At 46.5% G+C, this 15,019-nt stretch carries 14 protein-coding genes; 6 read left to right on the top strand and 8 right to left on the bottom strand.

Annotated features, from left to right (window positions below; translation table 11 throughout):
- Positions 1–185: 185 nt before the first annotated feature.
- The 3 genes from EDC32_RS08080 to EDC32_RS08070 all read left to right on the top strand — a co-directional run bounded on the left by EDC32_RS08080 (position 186) and on the right by EDC32_RS08070 (position 3,638).
- The gene (locus tag EDC32_RS08080; RefSeq protein WP_132221297.1) at positions 186–641 is read left to right on the top strand and encodes a hypothetical protein; all 456 of its coding nucleotides are present in this window, start codon (positions 186–188) and stop codon (positions 639–641) included.
- Positions 642–1,750: 1,109 nt separating this feature from the next.
- Positions 1,751–2,116 (top strand): beta/gamma crystallin-related protein, encoded by a 366-nt coding sequence (locus tag EDC32_RS08075; protein WP_132221295.1) that lies wholly within the window; start codon positions 1,751–1,753, stop codon positions 2,114–2,116.
- Positions 2,117–3,005: 889 nt separating this feature from the next.
- On the top strand, positions 3,006–3,638 hold the full coding sequence (locus tag EDC32_RS08070; RefSeq protein WP_132221293.1) for a DedA family protein: 633 nt from the start codon (positions 3,006–3,008) through the stop codon (positions 3,636–3,638).
- Positions 3,639–3,735: 97 nt separating this feature from the next.
- On the opposite strand, the gene EDC32_RS08065 is transcribed toward EDC32_RS08070, so the two are convergent.
- From EDC32_RS08065 to EDC32_RS08030, 8 genes are all read right to left on the bottom strand, one after another.
- A complete protein-coding gene (locus EDC32_RS08065; protein WP_132221291.1) occupies positions 3,736–4,077 on the bottom strand; it encodes a hypothetical protein in 342 nt (113 codons plus the stop codon).
- Between the two features lie 209 nt (positions 4,078–4,286).
- Positions 4,287–5,450 carry a S8 family peptidase gene (locus EDC32_RS08060; RefSeq protein ID WP_132221289.1) on the bottom strand — a complete coding sequence of 388 codons (1,164 nt, stop codon included), beginning with the start codon at positions 5,448–5,450 and terminating at the stop codon, positions 4,287–4,289.
- 341 nt (positions 5,451–5,791) lie between these two features.
- Complete coding sequence (locus EDC32_RS08055) at positions 5,792–6,346, bottom strand: DJ-1/PfpI family protein (protein ID WP_022737150.1); 555 nt, start codon at positions 6,344–6,346, stop codon at positions 5,792–5,794.
- 668 nt (positions 6,347–7,014) lie between these two features.
- Complete coding sequence (locus tag EDC32_RS08050; RefSeq protein WP_132221287.1) at positions 7,015–8,268, bottom strand: MFS transporter; 1,254 nt, start codon at positions 8,266–8,268, stop codon at positions 7,015–7,017.
- A gap of 22 nt (positions 8,269–8,290) precedes the next feature.
- A complete protein-coding gene (locus tag EDC32_RS08045; RefSeq protein ID WP_132221285.1) occupies positions 8,291–9,505 on the bottom strand; it encodes an ATP-grasp domain-containing protein in 1,215 nt (404 codons plus the stop codon).
- A 9-nt stretch (positions 9,506–9,514) separates the two neighbouring features.
- Positions 9,515–10,750, bottom strand: coding sequence for an ATP-grasp domain-containing protein (locus tag EDC32_RS08040; protein ID WP_158283286.1), 1,236 nt, complete (start codon positions 10,748–10,750; stop codon positions 9,515–9,517).
- 78 nt (positions 10,751–10,828) lie between these two features.
- A complete protein-coding gene (locus EDC32_RS08035) occupies positions 10,829–11,524 on the bottom strand; it encodes an iron-containing redox enzyme family protein (RefSeq protein ID WP_022737145.1) in 696 nt (231 codons plus the stop codon).
- A gap of 492 nt (positions 11,525–12,016) precedes the next feature.
- The gene (locus EDC32_RS08030) at positions 12,017–13,102 is read right to left on the bottom strand and encodes a nitric oxide synthase oxygenase (RefSeq protein WP_132221281.1); all 1,086 of its coding nucleotides are present in this window, start codon (positions 13,100–13,102) and stop codon (positions 12,017–12,019) included.
- A gap of 285 nt (positions 13,103–13,387) precedes the next feature.
- Between EDC32_RS08030 and EDC32_RS08025 the strand changes: the two genes are divergently transcribed.
- The 3 genes from EDC32_RS08025 to EDC32_RS08015 all read left to right on the top strand — a co-directional run bounded on the left by EDC32_RS08025 (position 13,388) and on the right by EDC32_RS08015 (position 14,893).
- Complete coding sequence (locus EDC32_RS08025; protein ID WP_132221279.1) at positions 13,388–13,765, top strand: hypothetical protein; 378 nt, start codon at positions 13,388–13,390, stop codon at positions 13,763–13,765.
- A 33-nt stretch (positions 13,766–13,798) separates the two neighbouring features.
- Positions 13,799–14,440 (top strand): PspA/IM30 family protein, encoded by a 642-nt coding sequence (locus EDC32_RS08020; RefSeq protein ID WP_132221277.1) that lies wholly within the window; start codon positions 13,799–13,801, stop codon positions 14,438–14,440.
- Positions 14,441–14,605: 165 nt separating this feature from the next.
- A complete protein-coding gene (locus EDC32_RS08015; RefSeq protein ID WP_132221275.1) occupies positions 14,606–14,893 on the top strand; it encodes a hypothetical protein in 288 nt (95 codons plus the stop codon).
- Positions 14,894–15,019 lie beyond the last annotated feature (126 nt).

Genomic DNA, 15,019 nt, shown 5'->3' with positions numbered 1-15,019 from the left:
CATTTTATTGAAAAAAACTATTAAATACGTGGGATCTTGGGAGCAATGAAGGCAACAGAAGGCACGTTCTCTAGCAGTATGAGTGACTGGTTAAGAGGGAATGAGAGGGATTGAAAATGAGTTCTCTCTGGTTTGCCCACTTGATAAATCTGTAGTCGAAATTGAGAAAGGAAGCATCATGGCAGATGAAAAGTGATCATGAAGCAAAAAAAGACTTATTTCAATATTGGCTAATGGAAATGGAAGATAGATTAGATGAATTAATTGAAAAGCTGCCGAAGGAGCTACAACTTAATTACAGTCCTGACTCATTATTGCGACTCGAAAGCTGGATATTGGTAAACTATGCTACTGTAGGAGATATACTAAAAGATAGTGAGAAGACGATGTTGGATTCATTGGCACGATATGTTGGGGAGGTATATCGTAAAAAGTTGAAGGGAAAGTGGAAGCTTTATTTAGATGAACCAGATAATGTGTTTTATGAGCTACCAGTCATCGTGATTGAAAACGAATCAGTTCCACCAATTTGTCCATTAACAGAAGTTACAGCAAGTGTCGACCGTAGAAAAGGTGATTATATTTATAATCTTTTTCAAAAGAAGATGAAACGAATGAAAGAAAAGCTCAATGAAGAATGAGGTCGGTAGATTTTAGTTGAATCCGAAAGAGGACCGGGTTTTTAGTAATTCGGCGCGGTCACGCTTGACCAAATTTTAAGGGTTATTTTATTTTAGGTTAGGTTATTATTATCATATAATTAATAATATTGTATTTATTAGGAGGTGTTTTATTGAAGTCATTGTACATTTACTTTTCTATTAATGCCGTTTACTTATACGCTCAGTTTTTTTCGAATAATGGAGATTTTAAAGTATTTATTAACGATGTATTTCTTGTATCCTCTGTTGCTTTTCTTACTTATTTTTTTACAAAAAAACGTTATCCATAACACCTAGATTTCTTGTCTTAATTATTGATAGTTTGATAGGTTTAGAGAAGAAAGGTGCCTTTGTCTAAAGAAAGGAAAAGATTGTTTTTGGGTGTTCTTACTCGCCAACTATCATTGATATGTTGAATGAAGAAAACAGGCCAGATCAAGTGGCCTGTAACTATTATTCGAGCTGGAATGAATTGTCCCATAAATACTCAAAGCCGAATAAAATGCTCCCCACTATCAACACTATGATGCTGACCACGATGAGTAAGGCTTTTGCTATGTTAGACACTCTATATCACCTTTCTATTTGATCTGTCCAATCCTTCCTTAATTACCCCAAACTGTTTAGAATTGATCCAAGTTCGATAATTGGCGCTCCTCAAGAAAATTGTTTTTTGCCGCTTCTTCCCCACCAACTTGATGTGCCAGACACACCCTAAAAGAAGTTGTTGAAGCCAAAAAGTGAAATGCAACAGAGGTATGGAGCGGACAGAATCATAGAGCAACAAACCCAATCCTTGAACGATACGAAGGGACAGTTCAATGGTTGGGTGTTTTTATAAGAAGAATTTGCCGTTTACTGATATAAGTGAAGTGGGATGAGTAGATAAAGGAGTAGGTTAATTATTTAATAAATGCAATGAAATATTTTTATAAGATTAAATATTTTGTCGATCAACTAAGCGATGTGTTTTAGAACACATTGAAATAATGTTCTGTATTTTATAAAATTTGGATTAAGGAGGAGGGTTTACTTGGTTTGTTTTCCTCTTTTGACCATTAACATAAGTGTGATAGGAGGAATCAATCATGAAAATATTCGGAAAATGGTTAGCGGTTTGCATGGCTGTGGTGACGGTGTTTTCCCTTGGGTTCAGTACCGTGAGCGCTGCAGAGGCAACTGATGAGGCCAATACGAAGGCTTGTGTCAATGTCACATTGTATGAGCATATTAATTATGGTGGTCGCACTTGGAGTGCGTGCGTTGACAGTGCAGGTTACAGCGGGCTTGGCGGGTTTAATGATATAGCCTCTTCTCTCAAGGTTTCCGGTGGATGCGTAAGAGTGTTTGAGCATGCTTATTGGGGCGGACGTTCACTCAGACTCTGCCAAAGCAGTCCTGACTTGGGCAGCTGGGGCTTCAATGATATGATCTCTTCTTTGCGTGCTGACTAAAAAAAGTGGTTTTCTGGTGCGTGTCTGATGAAAATAGCAGTGTGGTTCCCTAAACGGTTCCCCGTCCACCTCACATATGATGAGGTGCATGTGGAGAAAAAGGGGTGTTCGCCGTTTCTACCCACTTGTTTAATTCACCAGACATGCTCTAAGCAGAATAAGGTTCCTCCTCCTTATTTGACAGAAGGTTCTTGCTCTTTTGTGTATAAGAGTAAGAACCTTTTGTCATGGGCTCACTTATAAGTTCTCTGGTCTCATTTCATTGTCTTTAAGTGGAAGTTGAAATGGATGAAGCTGATGTTAAACTGAATGGGAAATAACCGCATTGCTTGAAAACTGTTAATTTGCTCGAAGAACATAATATCGGGGGAAAAAATTCATAAAAAGGAAAAGTGTTTAATTCTCCACTTTTGGGTATTATGGTTTGGCAGGATAAATGACTGTTTTAAAATAACGGGACAACCGGATCAGTTCGGGTGCTAAGGTGTGAAAAGGCCAGCGGCTCCTAAACCATTTTCTCATTCGCTTCACTTGCGCATCGGCGCTCCTTGAGAAAAGGCTTTTCCGCCGCTTCTTTTCCACCAACTTGAGTTGCCGGACACACCCTAGAATAGGTTTTTTTGATTTTTTATGTAACATTTGCGTTTTTTAGTATGAATTTATTTATTATATGTATTTAATGAGGAGGGAACGGGACTTTTGTAGTGATTCCAGTTAGAAATAGGCCTGGTTGGAGTCTACTTCACCAAAAGCGATAAAAAGGTTTGCCCATATTCAGCGAACCCGGAAGAAGATTGTCGGTTGTGATCTATGTGCGGAATCTTTACTCCGAAATAAATGAAAACAATAAACGATGCCAGTCAGTCATCATTAAGGAGCGCTACTTGAAATGAAGTTTATGGAATTGATTGAACAATTGTTCGCAGACTATGGTTACTGGGTTCTGTTGATCGGGTTGCCTCTGGATGCGATTGCTTTGCCGATTCCTCCGGGCAATACGACATTGACTTACACCGGTTTTTTGTCTTTCAAAGGGGTGCTGTCGTGGTTGCCGGCCATCGGAGCCGCCTATGCCGGGGCAGTTTTGGGGATGACCGCCACTTATGCACTTGGTTATAAGCTGGGGGCGCCATTGGTTGAGCGCTATGGGAAATGGCTGTTTATAAAGCCGGAAAGCTTGGAGAAAACGCGGCAATCTTATCGTAAATACGGGAATAAGTTGTTACTTATCAGTTACTTTGTGCCTGGGATTCGCCAGTTTATCGGTTATTTTGTAGGGATTATCCGCATTCCGTACCGTACGTTTGCTTTGTATGCGTATCCGGGAGCTCTGATGTGGGTGATGGCGTTTTTTGCTATTGGATACGTTTTTGGTGAACAGTGGGAGGAAGTTTTTTTGTTGGTTGAAAAATATTTGAAATACTTGTTCATCGTTTTGGGGATTGCCGTGGCGGTATTTGCGCTGGTCAAATGGGGAAACCGTTTCAATCCTTCCAAACAGGTGGACAACCGGACGGAGTAAATGGCAGTACAAGCAAATGAAGGGGGCATGGCAATGAAAAAGGTTGCCGGGAATTGGAGGGGATGCCGGAACCATCCGTTCCGGCTTAGAAGTTACTTTAGCCCACCAGTCTGGCGATAAAGATGATTACCGCGATGACGGGAAGAATGAAGGCCCAATATTCCATGCGGATGTAGAAAAACGAATGTTGGGGACCTAATTTGAATTCTTGTCCTGACTCCTTGTCCACAAACACCCGTTCAGCCGTTTTGCTGTTCAATCGTTTTCCCAAAAACCAAATTATGATGGCGGATAGGAAAAAGCCCACGATGAGGGCGAGGTTTGCCGGCAAGGATTGTTCAGGAAAATTCAGCCATTCGACGGTAAGGAATTGTAATGGAGCTACACACAATGCCACAATAGGAAGGATTAAAATACCCCATCCTTTCCAAACGATCATGCACTTGTTCCTCCTTCATCAAAGGTATAAAAGATATCATAGCATAAATTGCTAATGTTTGGACTAAGCAAATGCAAAACAGCGGGTAGAAGGAAACCCGCTGTTTTGCTTGGATCACGTGTTTGGAGGAGTTGTTTTTCGTTATCGTTCAAGTGGTTTGGTTAGGAAGGCGATACCAAACTCTAGCTTGTGAATGTCTGTTTCCGTACTTATTGTTTTACAGCGTTAGCGGCGTTGATGCGGCCGTGAGCCCAATAAGTGCCCGTACCGGAAATTTTGTCCGCGGTTCCTTCGATGGCTTGACGAATTTCACTGGCGCTTTTGCCTTGGGATGCGAGCAATGCGGCTTCACCGGCGACCAACGGGGTAGCCATGGAGGTGCCGGACATCGCTGCATAACCACCACCAGGTACGGTGGAGAGAATATTGACTCCTGGAGCTGCTACGTCAACCCAGTCACCGTAGTTGGAGAAAGAAGCTTTTTTGTCGTTTTGGTCTGTGGCGGCAACAGCGATCGCTTCATCATACCGGCCAGGGTAGCTGGGGGCGCTGGTTGATTCATTACCAGCCGCAGCCACAATCACGGCGCCTTTGCTGGCCGCGTACTTAACCGCATTTTCTAGGGTTTGGGAGCTTTGCGGTCCACCCAAGCTTAAGCTGATGACTTGCGCGCCGGCGGCAGCGGCATGGGTAATGCCATTGGCCACTGAATCCCATGTGCCGGAACCGTTGGCATCCAAGACGCGCTCTGCCAAGATGGTTACTTCAGGAGCCATACCGGCAATCCCTTCACCATTGTTGGTTTTGGCAGCGGCGATCCCGGCGCAATGGGTGCCGTGGCTGTTTTCGTCCATGGGATCGTTGTCATTGTCAATGAAGTCTTTCCCTTTTTCCACTTTGCCGGCCAGATCCGGATGATTGTAATCCACGCCGGTGTCAACAATGGCCACTTTTACTTGGTTAGAACCCTTTGTTACATCCCAAGCAGCTTCCGCCCCCACTTTTTGCGGAGCGTATTGTTGAGAGTATTTGGGATCGTTTGGGATGAAGGTGGCATGCACTTCGCCGTTGGGTTCAACATATTCGACGTTGGGGTTCTTTTTATAGGCATTGATGGCTTCTTGGACACTTTGCCCTTTGTTCAGTTTGATCACTTGGTACCCCAATTTGGCATGTTTGGAGGCTACTTGACCTTTGGCAGTCGCATGAATGGAAGCGGCTTTGGTTGAAGACGTGCCAGGTTTGAACTTAACGATGATTTCTTGCGGCTTTTGGTCTTGGGCGACTGCATGAGCTTGGGGAATGGCGGGCGATATGACCATCATGGTGCTCAGGGCCAAAGCGGTGACCACAGCAAATGGATGCTTAAACATCGGCTCATCCTTTCGTTATCGGATTAATATTCTACAAAATGAAAATAATCAAATTTTGTTACAAAAGTGTGTCGGTAATTATGTGGTTTTGTGGAAGTTATTTCATATAATTTAATGTACAAGGAATTTATTTTATTATTTAAAATGTTATATGTTGCTTTGTATTGCTTTATTTTTTCAATTATTTCCATTTTGGAGTGAGGTTTTTTACAAGATATGCGGGCGAGTTGGGTTAGAATTCAAAAATAAATCTGCTGGATATATAAGAAAAGGGAACCGATGGGTTCCCTTGTTGTTGATGCTGCTCAGGTGTCTGATATGGTGCTGATCCGATAGTGTGTTCAGCGCTTTTCCACCTGTTGGATGAATTCACGCATCAAATCGGGCAAGTTGTTCCAAGCATGGCCGGAGATGAGATTGCCGTCCACGTGTACATGGTTTTCTACATAGGTAGCGCCTAAAGCTTCGATATCGGGCTTGCAGGCGGTATAAGCGGTCATGGATCGACCTTGGATCAGGTCTTTAACTGGAGCGAGGGAGATTCCCCCATGGCAAACAACCATGATCGGTTTGTTGTTTTCAAAAAACGGACGCAAAATCCGACCGTAATCGGGATGGAGGCGGATGTATTCGGGAGCTCGCCCGCCTGGAATGATGAGTCCGTCATACTGGTTGGGGTCAACCTCTGCGAAGGAGAGGGTGGCCGCCAAACCATACCCCTTTTTCTCGGTGTAGGTTTCCCAAGCTTCAAAATCGTGTACCACAGTGTGAATGGTTTTCTTGGTTGGTGCGGCAATATCTGTTTCATAGCCTTGTTCCAGACACCGGTAGTACGGATAGTAAACTTCCAACGCTTCGACAGCGTCACCGGCGACAATCAATATTTTTTTGGACATGGCTGGTCCCCCTTTTGCATTTGGTTGTGGGAGATGATTTTCCCCTCATTTTTTTCACTCTCGGCGCAAGGATGAAACGTCTTTTTTTAGCTGTTTGGCCCCATGGCCGAAAAGTGGTTCCGTCTGTCCGCGTTTTGTGTGCTTCTTGTGGATGGAAAAGATATAAACAGTGTAATCGGCCCTGGATTTGCACATGAAACAGGGGCGAGTCATGTTGTTCATTTGATTGACATGGGGGACCAGATACTGTTTTACCGCTTGTAATAAATGCTTTTTACAAGAGTAAATCAATCGATTCACATCCTCTGCCCTCTAGAGTGCGTGTCTGATAAATGGGCCGCTATCCGTCAATTTGAAAAATGGCTAGACACGCTCTAGATGTTATCTCTCGATGTAGGTTGAACGCGCGAGCCGGAAAGGGGAATACAAGTGGGCTCCATGTCTTGTCTTTTTCAGGGCTTGAAGGACCGCTGTTTGGAGGAAAAGATGCTGTCCATCTGACACATGGTGAATAATCAGCCTTGTCTGCCGGTGGGCGGATGCGGACTGGAGAAGGAGCACCGGCTCTGAAGGCCGCCAAAAGACGGCCTTATTGAGGTTTGCTATGCTTATTAACCTTCCTTTGCCATGGTTGTGATCAACAGAGAACAAGCGTGTTGCCTCTCGTCTTAATCATTGGATACCGCCTTTCTTTGTTGTGTGTGAACAAGGCTGTCCGATTCCACTCGTCTTTTGCCCAACCACGTGCAGATGAGGGGAAACACCAATGTGCCAGCCAATGCGTAGTAAGCCAATTTCAAGTCGATTTCCCCAATGTAACTCACCGCCCAACAACTGACGATCGCCAACAAAAGGCTGAGCATGGAAATAGCTGTCATAGTACGTCCGACATAATCAGGATGGACATAAGTGAACACGAGCGATTTGGACAAGACTTTCGTATTTCCCACAAACAGGCCCAGTAGCAAGTAATAGAAAAAAGCCCACAATGTATTTGGTGATGCGGCAAACAGGTAGGTGGACAATGCGGTGAACAGAATCGACCCCAGCAACAAACCAGGTAAGCGTTTGCTGTTGGCCAAGATGATACAGATGGCGGCGGAAATCAAGCTGCCAATTCCCGCTGCTGAATCGATGACTCCCAGCGTGAGTTCATTGCCGTTGATAAGGTTGTAGTTGAATGGAGAGATCAGTACATTCATGGTCATCAAGTATGGGAGGGAGATGGCGGAAGCCAAGCTGAAGTAAAACATTTTTTTGTGGTTGACTAGATAATCCCAGCCTTCCTTCATGTCGTTGAAATAGGCCGTCAAGGAAAGCGAAGCTGCTTGTGGGCGGTCGGCGTAGACTCCTTTCAACGGCATGAAGAGAGCGACGCCAAGCAGGTAAGTGGCCGCGGTGATGATCAGCGTCACATCGACGCCCCACATTTTCATAAACAGTCCTGCGAACAGTGCCGCTGACAGCAGCCCCACTTGCCAAGCCGATTCGGTGAGCGATACGCCGTAAACGTATTCATCTTCTTTCAGTATTTTTTTCAACATGCTTTCTGTGGTCGGAGCCAGAATATACCAAGCGATATAATTTAAGAAGACAGACAGATAAAACAGGGGCATGTTGAATGCGCCCAGATAGGTGAGCAATGGCAAGGCACCGATGCACAGGAAGCGGAGTAGGTTGCACCAAATGGCGATGTTGGCGTTGTTGATCCGGTCGATTAATACGCCAGCGAAGGGAGAGAGAAACAGGGATGGCGTTAATTGCAGGATGAGCATATAGCCGATTGCAATGACTGAGCCAGTTGTTTTGGTCATGATGACGAGTGTGGCCAAAGTAAACATCCCTTCGCCGAGTAGCCCGACGAGCGTGGCTAAAAAGAAGAAGTTGAAATGTCTGTTTTTAAACACTTTTAGACGAGACATGCATGAACCACCTTCTCATTTTCTAGTCGCATAAACGGGTAATCAATTTGTATTTCTCGATGGTCATGGCAATATCCCGCTCAATTTGCATGGGATCCAGGGACTTGTATCGGAAGCGGCCACCGATCTTCAGATAGCCGCCGTTCCCATCCAAGATCTGGCCGGGTTCAGGCAGGATCTGTTTGTACAAGGTACCGATGGTTTGAATCAGATCTGTTCGCTCTACCACTTCGCAAGGGGTTTCGGTCGGTTCCGGTACCATGAGGAAGCCTCCGTACCAAGACGAGTTTTTGATATGCAAGCCCTTAAACTGGTCCAGCTCGAGATCCACCCATTCTTTGACCAAGTCCAGCCCGTAGAGGTCTTTAATCAAAAAAGGAATTTCTCCTCCACCAATTCTGGCCCCGATCTCCAGAAAGACCGGCTCGGAATCGTGCCGCATAATGATCTCCAAATGGAAAATGCCACGCTCCAGACCCAAGGTTTGAAGTACTTGTTTGGTAAACTGCGTGATGGTGTCGTTTTGTTCGCCCGGAGGCAACATGACTGACCCAAGCGGCTGGCCATGGTTGAAATCCAGACAGGTGTGGATATAGCGGGAGGGTCGGACGAATAGCAACTGTTGTTGATGAATCACACCGTCCACATGATAGATGGGGCCGTTCACATACTCCTCACACTCGTAATCGGTGATGTCGATCGCTTGAAGAAGGCAGTGGAGGTCTGCTTCCGTGTCGACCTTATACACCCCTTGGCTCGCGGCGCCCGTCCGGGGTTTGAGAATCAGCGGGTAACCCACTTCCGCAGCGAAACGGATGGCATCTTCACTGTCGCGCAAGTCAAGGAAGCGGGGAACGGACAACCCTTTGGTGAGCAGCCGCTCCTTCATGCTCACCTTGTCGCGAAACAGTTTGACTTGCTCCCTGTCCACACCGGGGATACGAAAGCGTGAACGCAATTCGGCCGCTTGGATCAAATCAAACTCCGACAGGGCTAAGAGCCGGTCAATTTGTCCATGTTCATCGCTAATCGCCTGCATGGGACCCATCAATTGGTTTATATCTTCGAGATCGTCCACCATATACGTTTTTGTATGTTGTTTAATATGGCGGATGCCCTCAGCACCGGCTTTATTCACAATGTAGAAGATGCGGTGTTGCTGATGGTCTATCAAGCGATCATATGCGGCGAAGTCGTCATCCCAACGGTTGATCACCACGATGTTTTCCGCTTTCATCGGCTCCTCCTATTTTTTGGTGAGCTGCTTAAACTTGATTTGGCGGTCGCCTTGCAACAAAGTTTCTTTCAGGCGATCATAGTCGTCACCAACCACGGCAAAATATCCGATTCTGCCCATGAAACTGTTCGCTTCTGGAATCTCCTGACCTGTGGGGATGGTGAGGTTGCAGTCAATGAGACCGTCAAGGGCGCGAAGTTGCTCCAATCCTTCTACCGTGTCATAGCGTTTGAGATTTTCGCGAACGAAGAAGCGGACTCCCGCTACCCGCTGGGAAGTTTGCTCCGGCAATGACAAAGGGCTGCCCAAGTAACTGTCTATCATCAACTTGTACAGGTCGATTCCTTTGGCATGATAAATCAAATCGCAGATGTAATCTCCAGCCAAGCGCACCCCGATTTCGATCAAGACGGGCCCTGTTGATGTCAGGCGGATTTCAGCATGGAATGGGCCCATGTTGATGCCGAGTGCTTTGATGACTTGGCCTACGTAATGATGGATGGTTTCTTCAGCTTCTGCGTCCAAGGGGGCGCTGACAATATGGCCCACTTCCACAAAGTAAGGCTCCGGGCCCAGCAGTTTTTCGGTGATGCTGAAATAGTGAATCATTTCCCCATCTACCAAGCCTTCCACACTGTATTCCGGCCCTTGCAAATATTCTTCAAGCAGCACATCCCCCCGCGCTGTCTGTTCCAAATCGTTAACCGCCATTTCCGAGATGCGCCGGTAAGCTTCTTCCAATTCCGAGTGGTTGTTCGCTTTTCGCACGTTGAAGCTTCCCGAGCAGTCAACCGGTTTGGCGACCAGGGGGAAACCGACATACGCCGCCGCTGCTTCGAGCTCCTCTGCGTCAGTCACCAAGCGGTAGCGAGGGACACGCACTCCAGCATCGGCAAGGGCTGTTCGCATCAAATCCTTGTATCGCACGTGATTGACCACTTCAGGCTTTAATCCCGCGTTGCCCAACAAATGGTTAATCCGGTTACTCAGGGGGACATAATACTCAAATCCGGGTATAACCGCATCGATACCCAGTTCTTTATCCAGTTTCCGAGCTAGATCTATCACTGCCTGGTCGTCGTTTGTGTCAACGCGCTCAATCCGGTCGGCCAGCCGCAGAAACTCGGCGGGAATGATCCGTTCCCCTTGGTCATAGGTCAGAACAATCACGGTGTGGTTCAACTCTTTCGCTTTGGGAATCAGCTTCCATCCCGAAGAAACAGGCTCTAATATTACCACGTTCATTGCCTTTCTCATCCTTTCAATATGTGGGGATTATATAGAAGGGAGAAAATGAAGAACATTTTCTCCCTTGGGTTTGCTTTAAGCGTTTTGACCAATCGTTGTGTCATATAACTCTTGGAAGTACATGCTGATGAGGTGGATGAATTTACGCAGATAATCTTTTGCTTTCTCGCCGTCTTCTGGGGTTTTCATCACCCGCTCGACGGTTTGATACATGAGCCCGACGTGATCTTCATGCTCATCCACGCCCAGGTGGGCCATGGAGCCCTTCACATATTCTGTGCCGTATTCGTCAGCGGCTTTTTTGGCGATGTTCATGTTATATTGGTCGGAATACCATTCGACGAACCAGTTCCACACCATGGTGGGCATGGGGCCGTCTTTGTCGATGGAATAGTACATGTAGCCGATCAGCAATTGGGTAGAAAAGAGCGGGGGAGTGTTTTTTACTTCTTCCCTGGTCACGCCGAATTTCTCCAGGTCGGATAGGAACAGGTTGTCATGGCCGAATTCTTCCGCGAGGTAAGTGGAGAGGAGTTGCGCTAGTTTGTTGTCGCTGTAGCCGATTTTGTACAAGCAATAGGAGTCGACTTCATTGTTCAGTCCGATCCGAATGATCGTTTCCATCAGATGACGTTTGTAATATTCCCGATCAATAGCTTGTCCGGCGTGAAACTCTTTGGTCATCGGAACAGTCTCAAACAACTTCTCCATTTCTTCCTTAGCAATGCTTTCCATTTCTTCTCTTGTCGGAATACCCGTTGTTACGGCCATGGTTTGGCATCCACCCTTCTTTTCGTGATATTTGAATTCACAAGTACAATATATCACCCGACAATAAAATATTCAATAAATTTAGTCGAATCAGTTATATATAAAATTTAATTATATGTACATTCATTATTTTTATTATGAATTGATTGAGTGTTGCTAGGATGTGTCTGGCAAATCAAGATGTGTGAGGAAGAAGCGGGGGGAGGAAACCTTTTCTTGAGGAGTGCCTCGCAATGTGTGAAGCGAATGAAAATAAGGTTTTGGAGCCGCTGGTCTATTTATCAGACACGCTTTGGAATGGTTGGGAAGTTATTGTTGTTATTTATTGATTTTATGTTTTTTAATAACGGATCATTTGCAGATGACGGACTGTGAACGGAAGTGCTCATGTTCGTCTGCTTTGGAATATAAATTTAAAATTTTACTTTCGATCATACACCTGCCCCGTGTGTGGTTCAAGGTTTTCTTAGATAACAAGATTAAACCGCCTTATTAGTGATAAGGCGGCTGTTGATAGAAAAAATTGGGTGACACAATCGCGTTTTCGTAAGTTTGGTGGAAAATGTGGGTTGCCGCGGGCGACAGGGGAGGGATCAGCCAAGTCCAGTCTCCGGTCAAGTCCCGTTCAGCTTTTGCTTCGTTTTTTTCAAAGGTTTTAAACTGTTGGGCGGCTGTGTGGTGATCTACGATGGTCACCCCGTGGTGTTTGTAGGAGTGCAACACGGCGATGTTCAACTCGACCAAGGCCCGGTCTTTCCATAAGGAGGCGTTGGAACGCGTGTCCAAACCAAGGTTGGCCGCGATGCGCGGAAGCAAGTTGTAACGCGTTTCATCTGCCAGATTTCGCGCTCCGATTTCTGTGCCCATGTACCAGCCGTTAAACGGAGCTGCCGGGTAGTTGATCCCGCCGATTTCCAAACGCATGTCCGCGATGATTGGCACGGCGTACCATTTGACCTCCAACCCGCCAAATAAGTCATGGTGCGGATGAAGGATCGGCACTTCTAAGATGAGTTCTTGCGGTATCGGCAGCCACCGCGGCGTTTGCCCGTTCAGTTGGACGACGAGAGGCAACGGGTCGAAATGCGTGCCAGCTCCGCGCCAACCCAAGGATTGGCAAGCGCGAGTGAAAGCCAGGGATGATGGGTCCCCGACGATGCCGGAGGGGGTGTCATATCCCGCATAGCGGATGAGTTGATGGTTCCAGATCCGCACTGGGGCGACTTGAGCCATCTCTGGTTGGAAGATAGTGATGGTGGGGATGATTTCACCACCGTTGGTGCTTATTTCAATGTGATTGAGCAAGGCTTGAAACACATCCGCCTCTTTTTGGAGATGACGGGCGTCGATCACGTTTAAGCGATTCCAGAACAGGCGGCCGATGCAACGATTGGCATTGCGCCAGGCCATCTTGGCGCCATGCACCAGTTCTTCGTCTGTGTGCTCATAATAGCCGAACTGGTCAATGTGCCGTTTCACTTCTTTCAGTCTCGCCTGTGTTTCGGTTGATGGTTTGCCCAGTTCCTGGTGGCAAGTCTGGATGAATTGTTCTGCCGCATGATGTAGCGCGTTGTTCATATGAAAATGAGCGTCCTCCTGAATAAACAATGTAGGTTTAAGCAATCGGTTACTTCATCGAGATATGAAATGGCATGTCCATCATATCAGTTTCTATTGGTGATAAAAAAGAGCCGGTTTGTTTTGGCAAAGCAAATGGTGCATAGAAGGATTGAGAGGGAATCGCGCTATGGTCGCAAGTGCCCCTCCGACTCAAGTCGTAGTCCAAAATAGCACTCAGGGTCGTGTTGTGAACAAGGACGCTTCGGTATGATGGAGTCGAGCAGGTGCAAGGGAGGGAAACAGATGAAAAAATTGTTTGGAGGGTTGTTGTTACTCATCGGGATCGCCATTTGCCTCGATGACATTGGCGGCTTGCTCGTCTTGTTGTTGACGGGTGCTCTCATGGTATACGGATTGAAACGGTGGAAACGGGCAACCACTGAAGGGCAAAAGGTAGTAGCCGTATTAGTAATGGGGGCAGCTGCGCTATTGTTATTCAGATGGTTCCCCTCGGTGGTCGGTTTATTGATTGGCGGAGTGCTCTTTTATCTGGGATGGAAGGTGTTCAACGGGGGTCTACCCATCTCTTTGGAGAAGGTGACCGCGCCAAGAACGCCGACAAACGATACTTCTTTTGATGCCGATTGGAGTGCGTTTATGGATAAACAAAACAAACAATAGTATGAAATCAAATATCATGAGGGGGAATGGCTTATGTCTTGGCAACGAATTTGGGATTACTTGGTGGCGACTTACCATGAAATCATCAATGATGCGGACAAGCCAGAAGCAATGCTTAAACGACATCTGCGCAACATTGAAAAGGAAATTTCCGCGGGTAAAGCGATGCTTGCCAAACAACAGTTGCTGACTGAAAAATACCGCCGGCAAGCAAGTGATGCGAGCAAGCTGGCTGAAAAACGTGCAGAACAAGCCAGAATCGCCAAAGAAGCGGGAGAAGAAGAGTTGGCAAACAGAGCCTTGGCGGAAGAAGAATACTATCTAGAAAAAGTGAAAGAATACGAAGGATATGAGCAAAAATCTACCACGCAGACAGAAGCCTTGCGGCATCGAGTGAGCCAACTGGAGAAAAAATATCTTGATCTGAAAGACAAGAAAAATGAATTGGTGGCCCGCGCTGAGATGGCTAAAGCGAATCAGCGCGTTCAAGCCATGCTTCATTTCACCACTTCTGACACCTTACTGAAAGAGTTCCAGCGCATTGAAGAGCGCATTGCGGAAATGGAGATGAAGACACAGGAGCTAGCTGGTGAGAATCCCACGAAGGCGAAGCTGATTCCGGAACCGTCATCCGCCGCACAGATCGCTCTGAATCCGGCTGAAGGGAGTTCATAAGGACAAGAGGGCATGCGCACAAAAGACTCCGTCCGAATCCGGAGTCTTTTGTGCGTTGGCTGTTGGATTGCCTGGTCAGGGCTCGGGCATGAGGTGGTTTTAGAGTCGTTGTACCGAGAAGAGGTCTTAGGCCAATGGGAACATAATTGATAAAGGTGGGGAAAGATGAAGCGGGACAAAAAAAAGCAGGCTGGCTTGTTTTTTATGATTCTTGGGGCGCTGGCGTTCATAAATGGCATCCCCGATGGCATAGCGGGCTCTTTGCTTGCTGGGGCCGTGATCGTTATTGGCGTCAGCTTGATGAAAAGAGCGGAATCGACGGAGGAAAAACGGGTGGGACTGTTTACTTTTCTTTTCGGTATTCTTCTGTTTTTGCCCGGGGTCCCCTTTTTAATCGGCTTTTGCTTTGGCGCGGCATGCTTGTATTGGGGATGGCGCATGATCCGGGATTGACCGTTGCCCTGTTTTCAATGCCGGGGCTCTTCGTCCATAATAGAAGGATATGATCCCTGAAAATAAATTGGATGGAAGGACGACCAACGAATAGGGGAGGCATGCCATTATGCAGGAGAATCTGAG

It is taken from the genome of Laceyella sacchari (assembly GCF_004343255.1).
GTDB lineage: Bacteria > Bacillota > Bacilli > Thermoactinomycetales > Thermoactinomycetaceae > Laceyella > Laceyella sacchari.
Note: the sequence above shows the minus strand (reverse complement) of the source record. Positions and strands in the feature narration are given on the sequence as shown.

What these genes read in the sequence shown, in the direction of transcription:
- EDC32_RS08040 (WP_158283286.1), bottom strand. Translation starts at nt 10,750, where the DNA reads ATGAACGTGGTAATATTAGAGCCTGTTTCTTCGGGATGGAAGCTGATT.
- EDC32_RS08025 (WP_132221279.1), top strand. Translation starts at nt 13,388, where the DNA reads ATGAAAAAATTGTTTGGAGGGTTGTTGTTACTCATCGGGATCGCCATT.
- EDC32_RS08045 (WP_132221285.1), bottom strand. Translation starts at nt 9,505, where the DNA reads ATGAAAGCGGAAAACATCGTGGTGATCAACCGTTGGGATGACGACTTC.
- EDC32_RS08060 (WP_132221289.1), bottom strand. Translation starts at nt 5,450, where the DNA reads ATGTTTAAGCATCCATTTGCTGTGGTCACCGCTTTGGCCCTGAGCACC.
- EDC32_RS08065 (WP_132221291.1), bottom strand. Translation starts at nt 4,077, where the DNA reads ATGATCGTTTGGAAAGGATGGGGTATTTTAATCCTTCCTATTGTGGCA.
- EDC32_RS08015 (WP_132221275.1), top strand. Translation starts at nt 14,606, where the DNA reads ATGAAGCGGGACAAAAAAAAGCAGGCTGGCTTGTTTTTTATGATTCTT.
- EDC32_RS08080 (WP_132221297.1), top strand. Translation starts at nt 186, where the DNA reads ATGAAAAGTGATCATGAAGCAAAAAAAGACTTATTTCAATATTGGCTA.
- EDC32_RS08050 (WP_132221287.1), bottom strand. Translation starts at nt 8,268, where the DNA reads ATGTCTCGTCTAAAAGTGTTTAAAAACAGACATTTCAACTTCTTCTTT.
- EDC32_RS08020 (WP_132221277.1), top strand. Translation starts at nt 13,799, where the DNA reads ATGTCTTGGCAACGAATTTGGGATTACTTGGTGGCGACTTACCATGAA.
- EDC32_RS08055 (WP_022737150.1), bottom strand. Translation starts at nt 6,346, where the DNA reads ATGTCCAAAAAAATATTGATTGTCGCCGGTGACGCTGTCGAAGCGTTG.
- EDC32_RS08075 (WP_132221295.1), top strand. Translation starts at nt 1,751, where the DNA reads ATGAAAATATTCGGAAAATGGTTAGCGGTTTGCATGGCTGTGGTGACG.
- EDC32_RS08070 (WP_132221293.1), top strand. Translation starts at nt 3,006, where the DNA reads ATGAAGTTTATGGAATTGATTGAACAATTGTTCGCAGACTATGGTTAC.
- EDC32_RS08035 (WP_022737145.1), bottom strand. Translation starts at nt 11,524, where the DNA reads ATGGCCGTAACAACGGGTATTCCGACAAGAGAAGAAATGGAAAGCATT.
- EDC32_RS08030 (WP_132221281.1), bottom strand. Translation starts at nt 13,102, where the DNA reads ATGAACAACGCGCTACATCATGCGGCAGAACAATTCATCCAGACTTGC.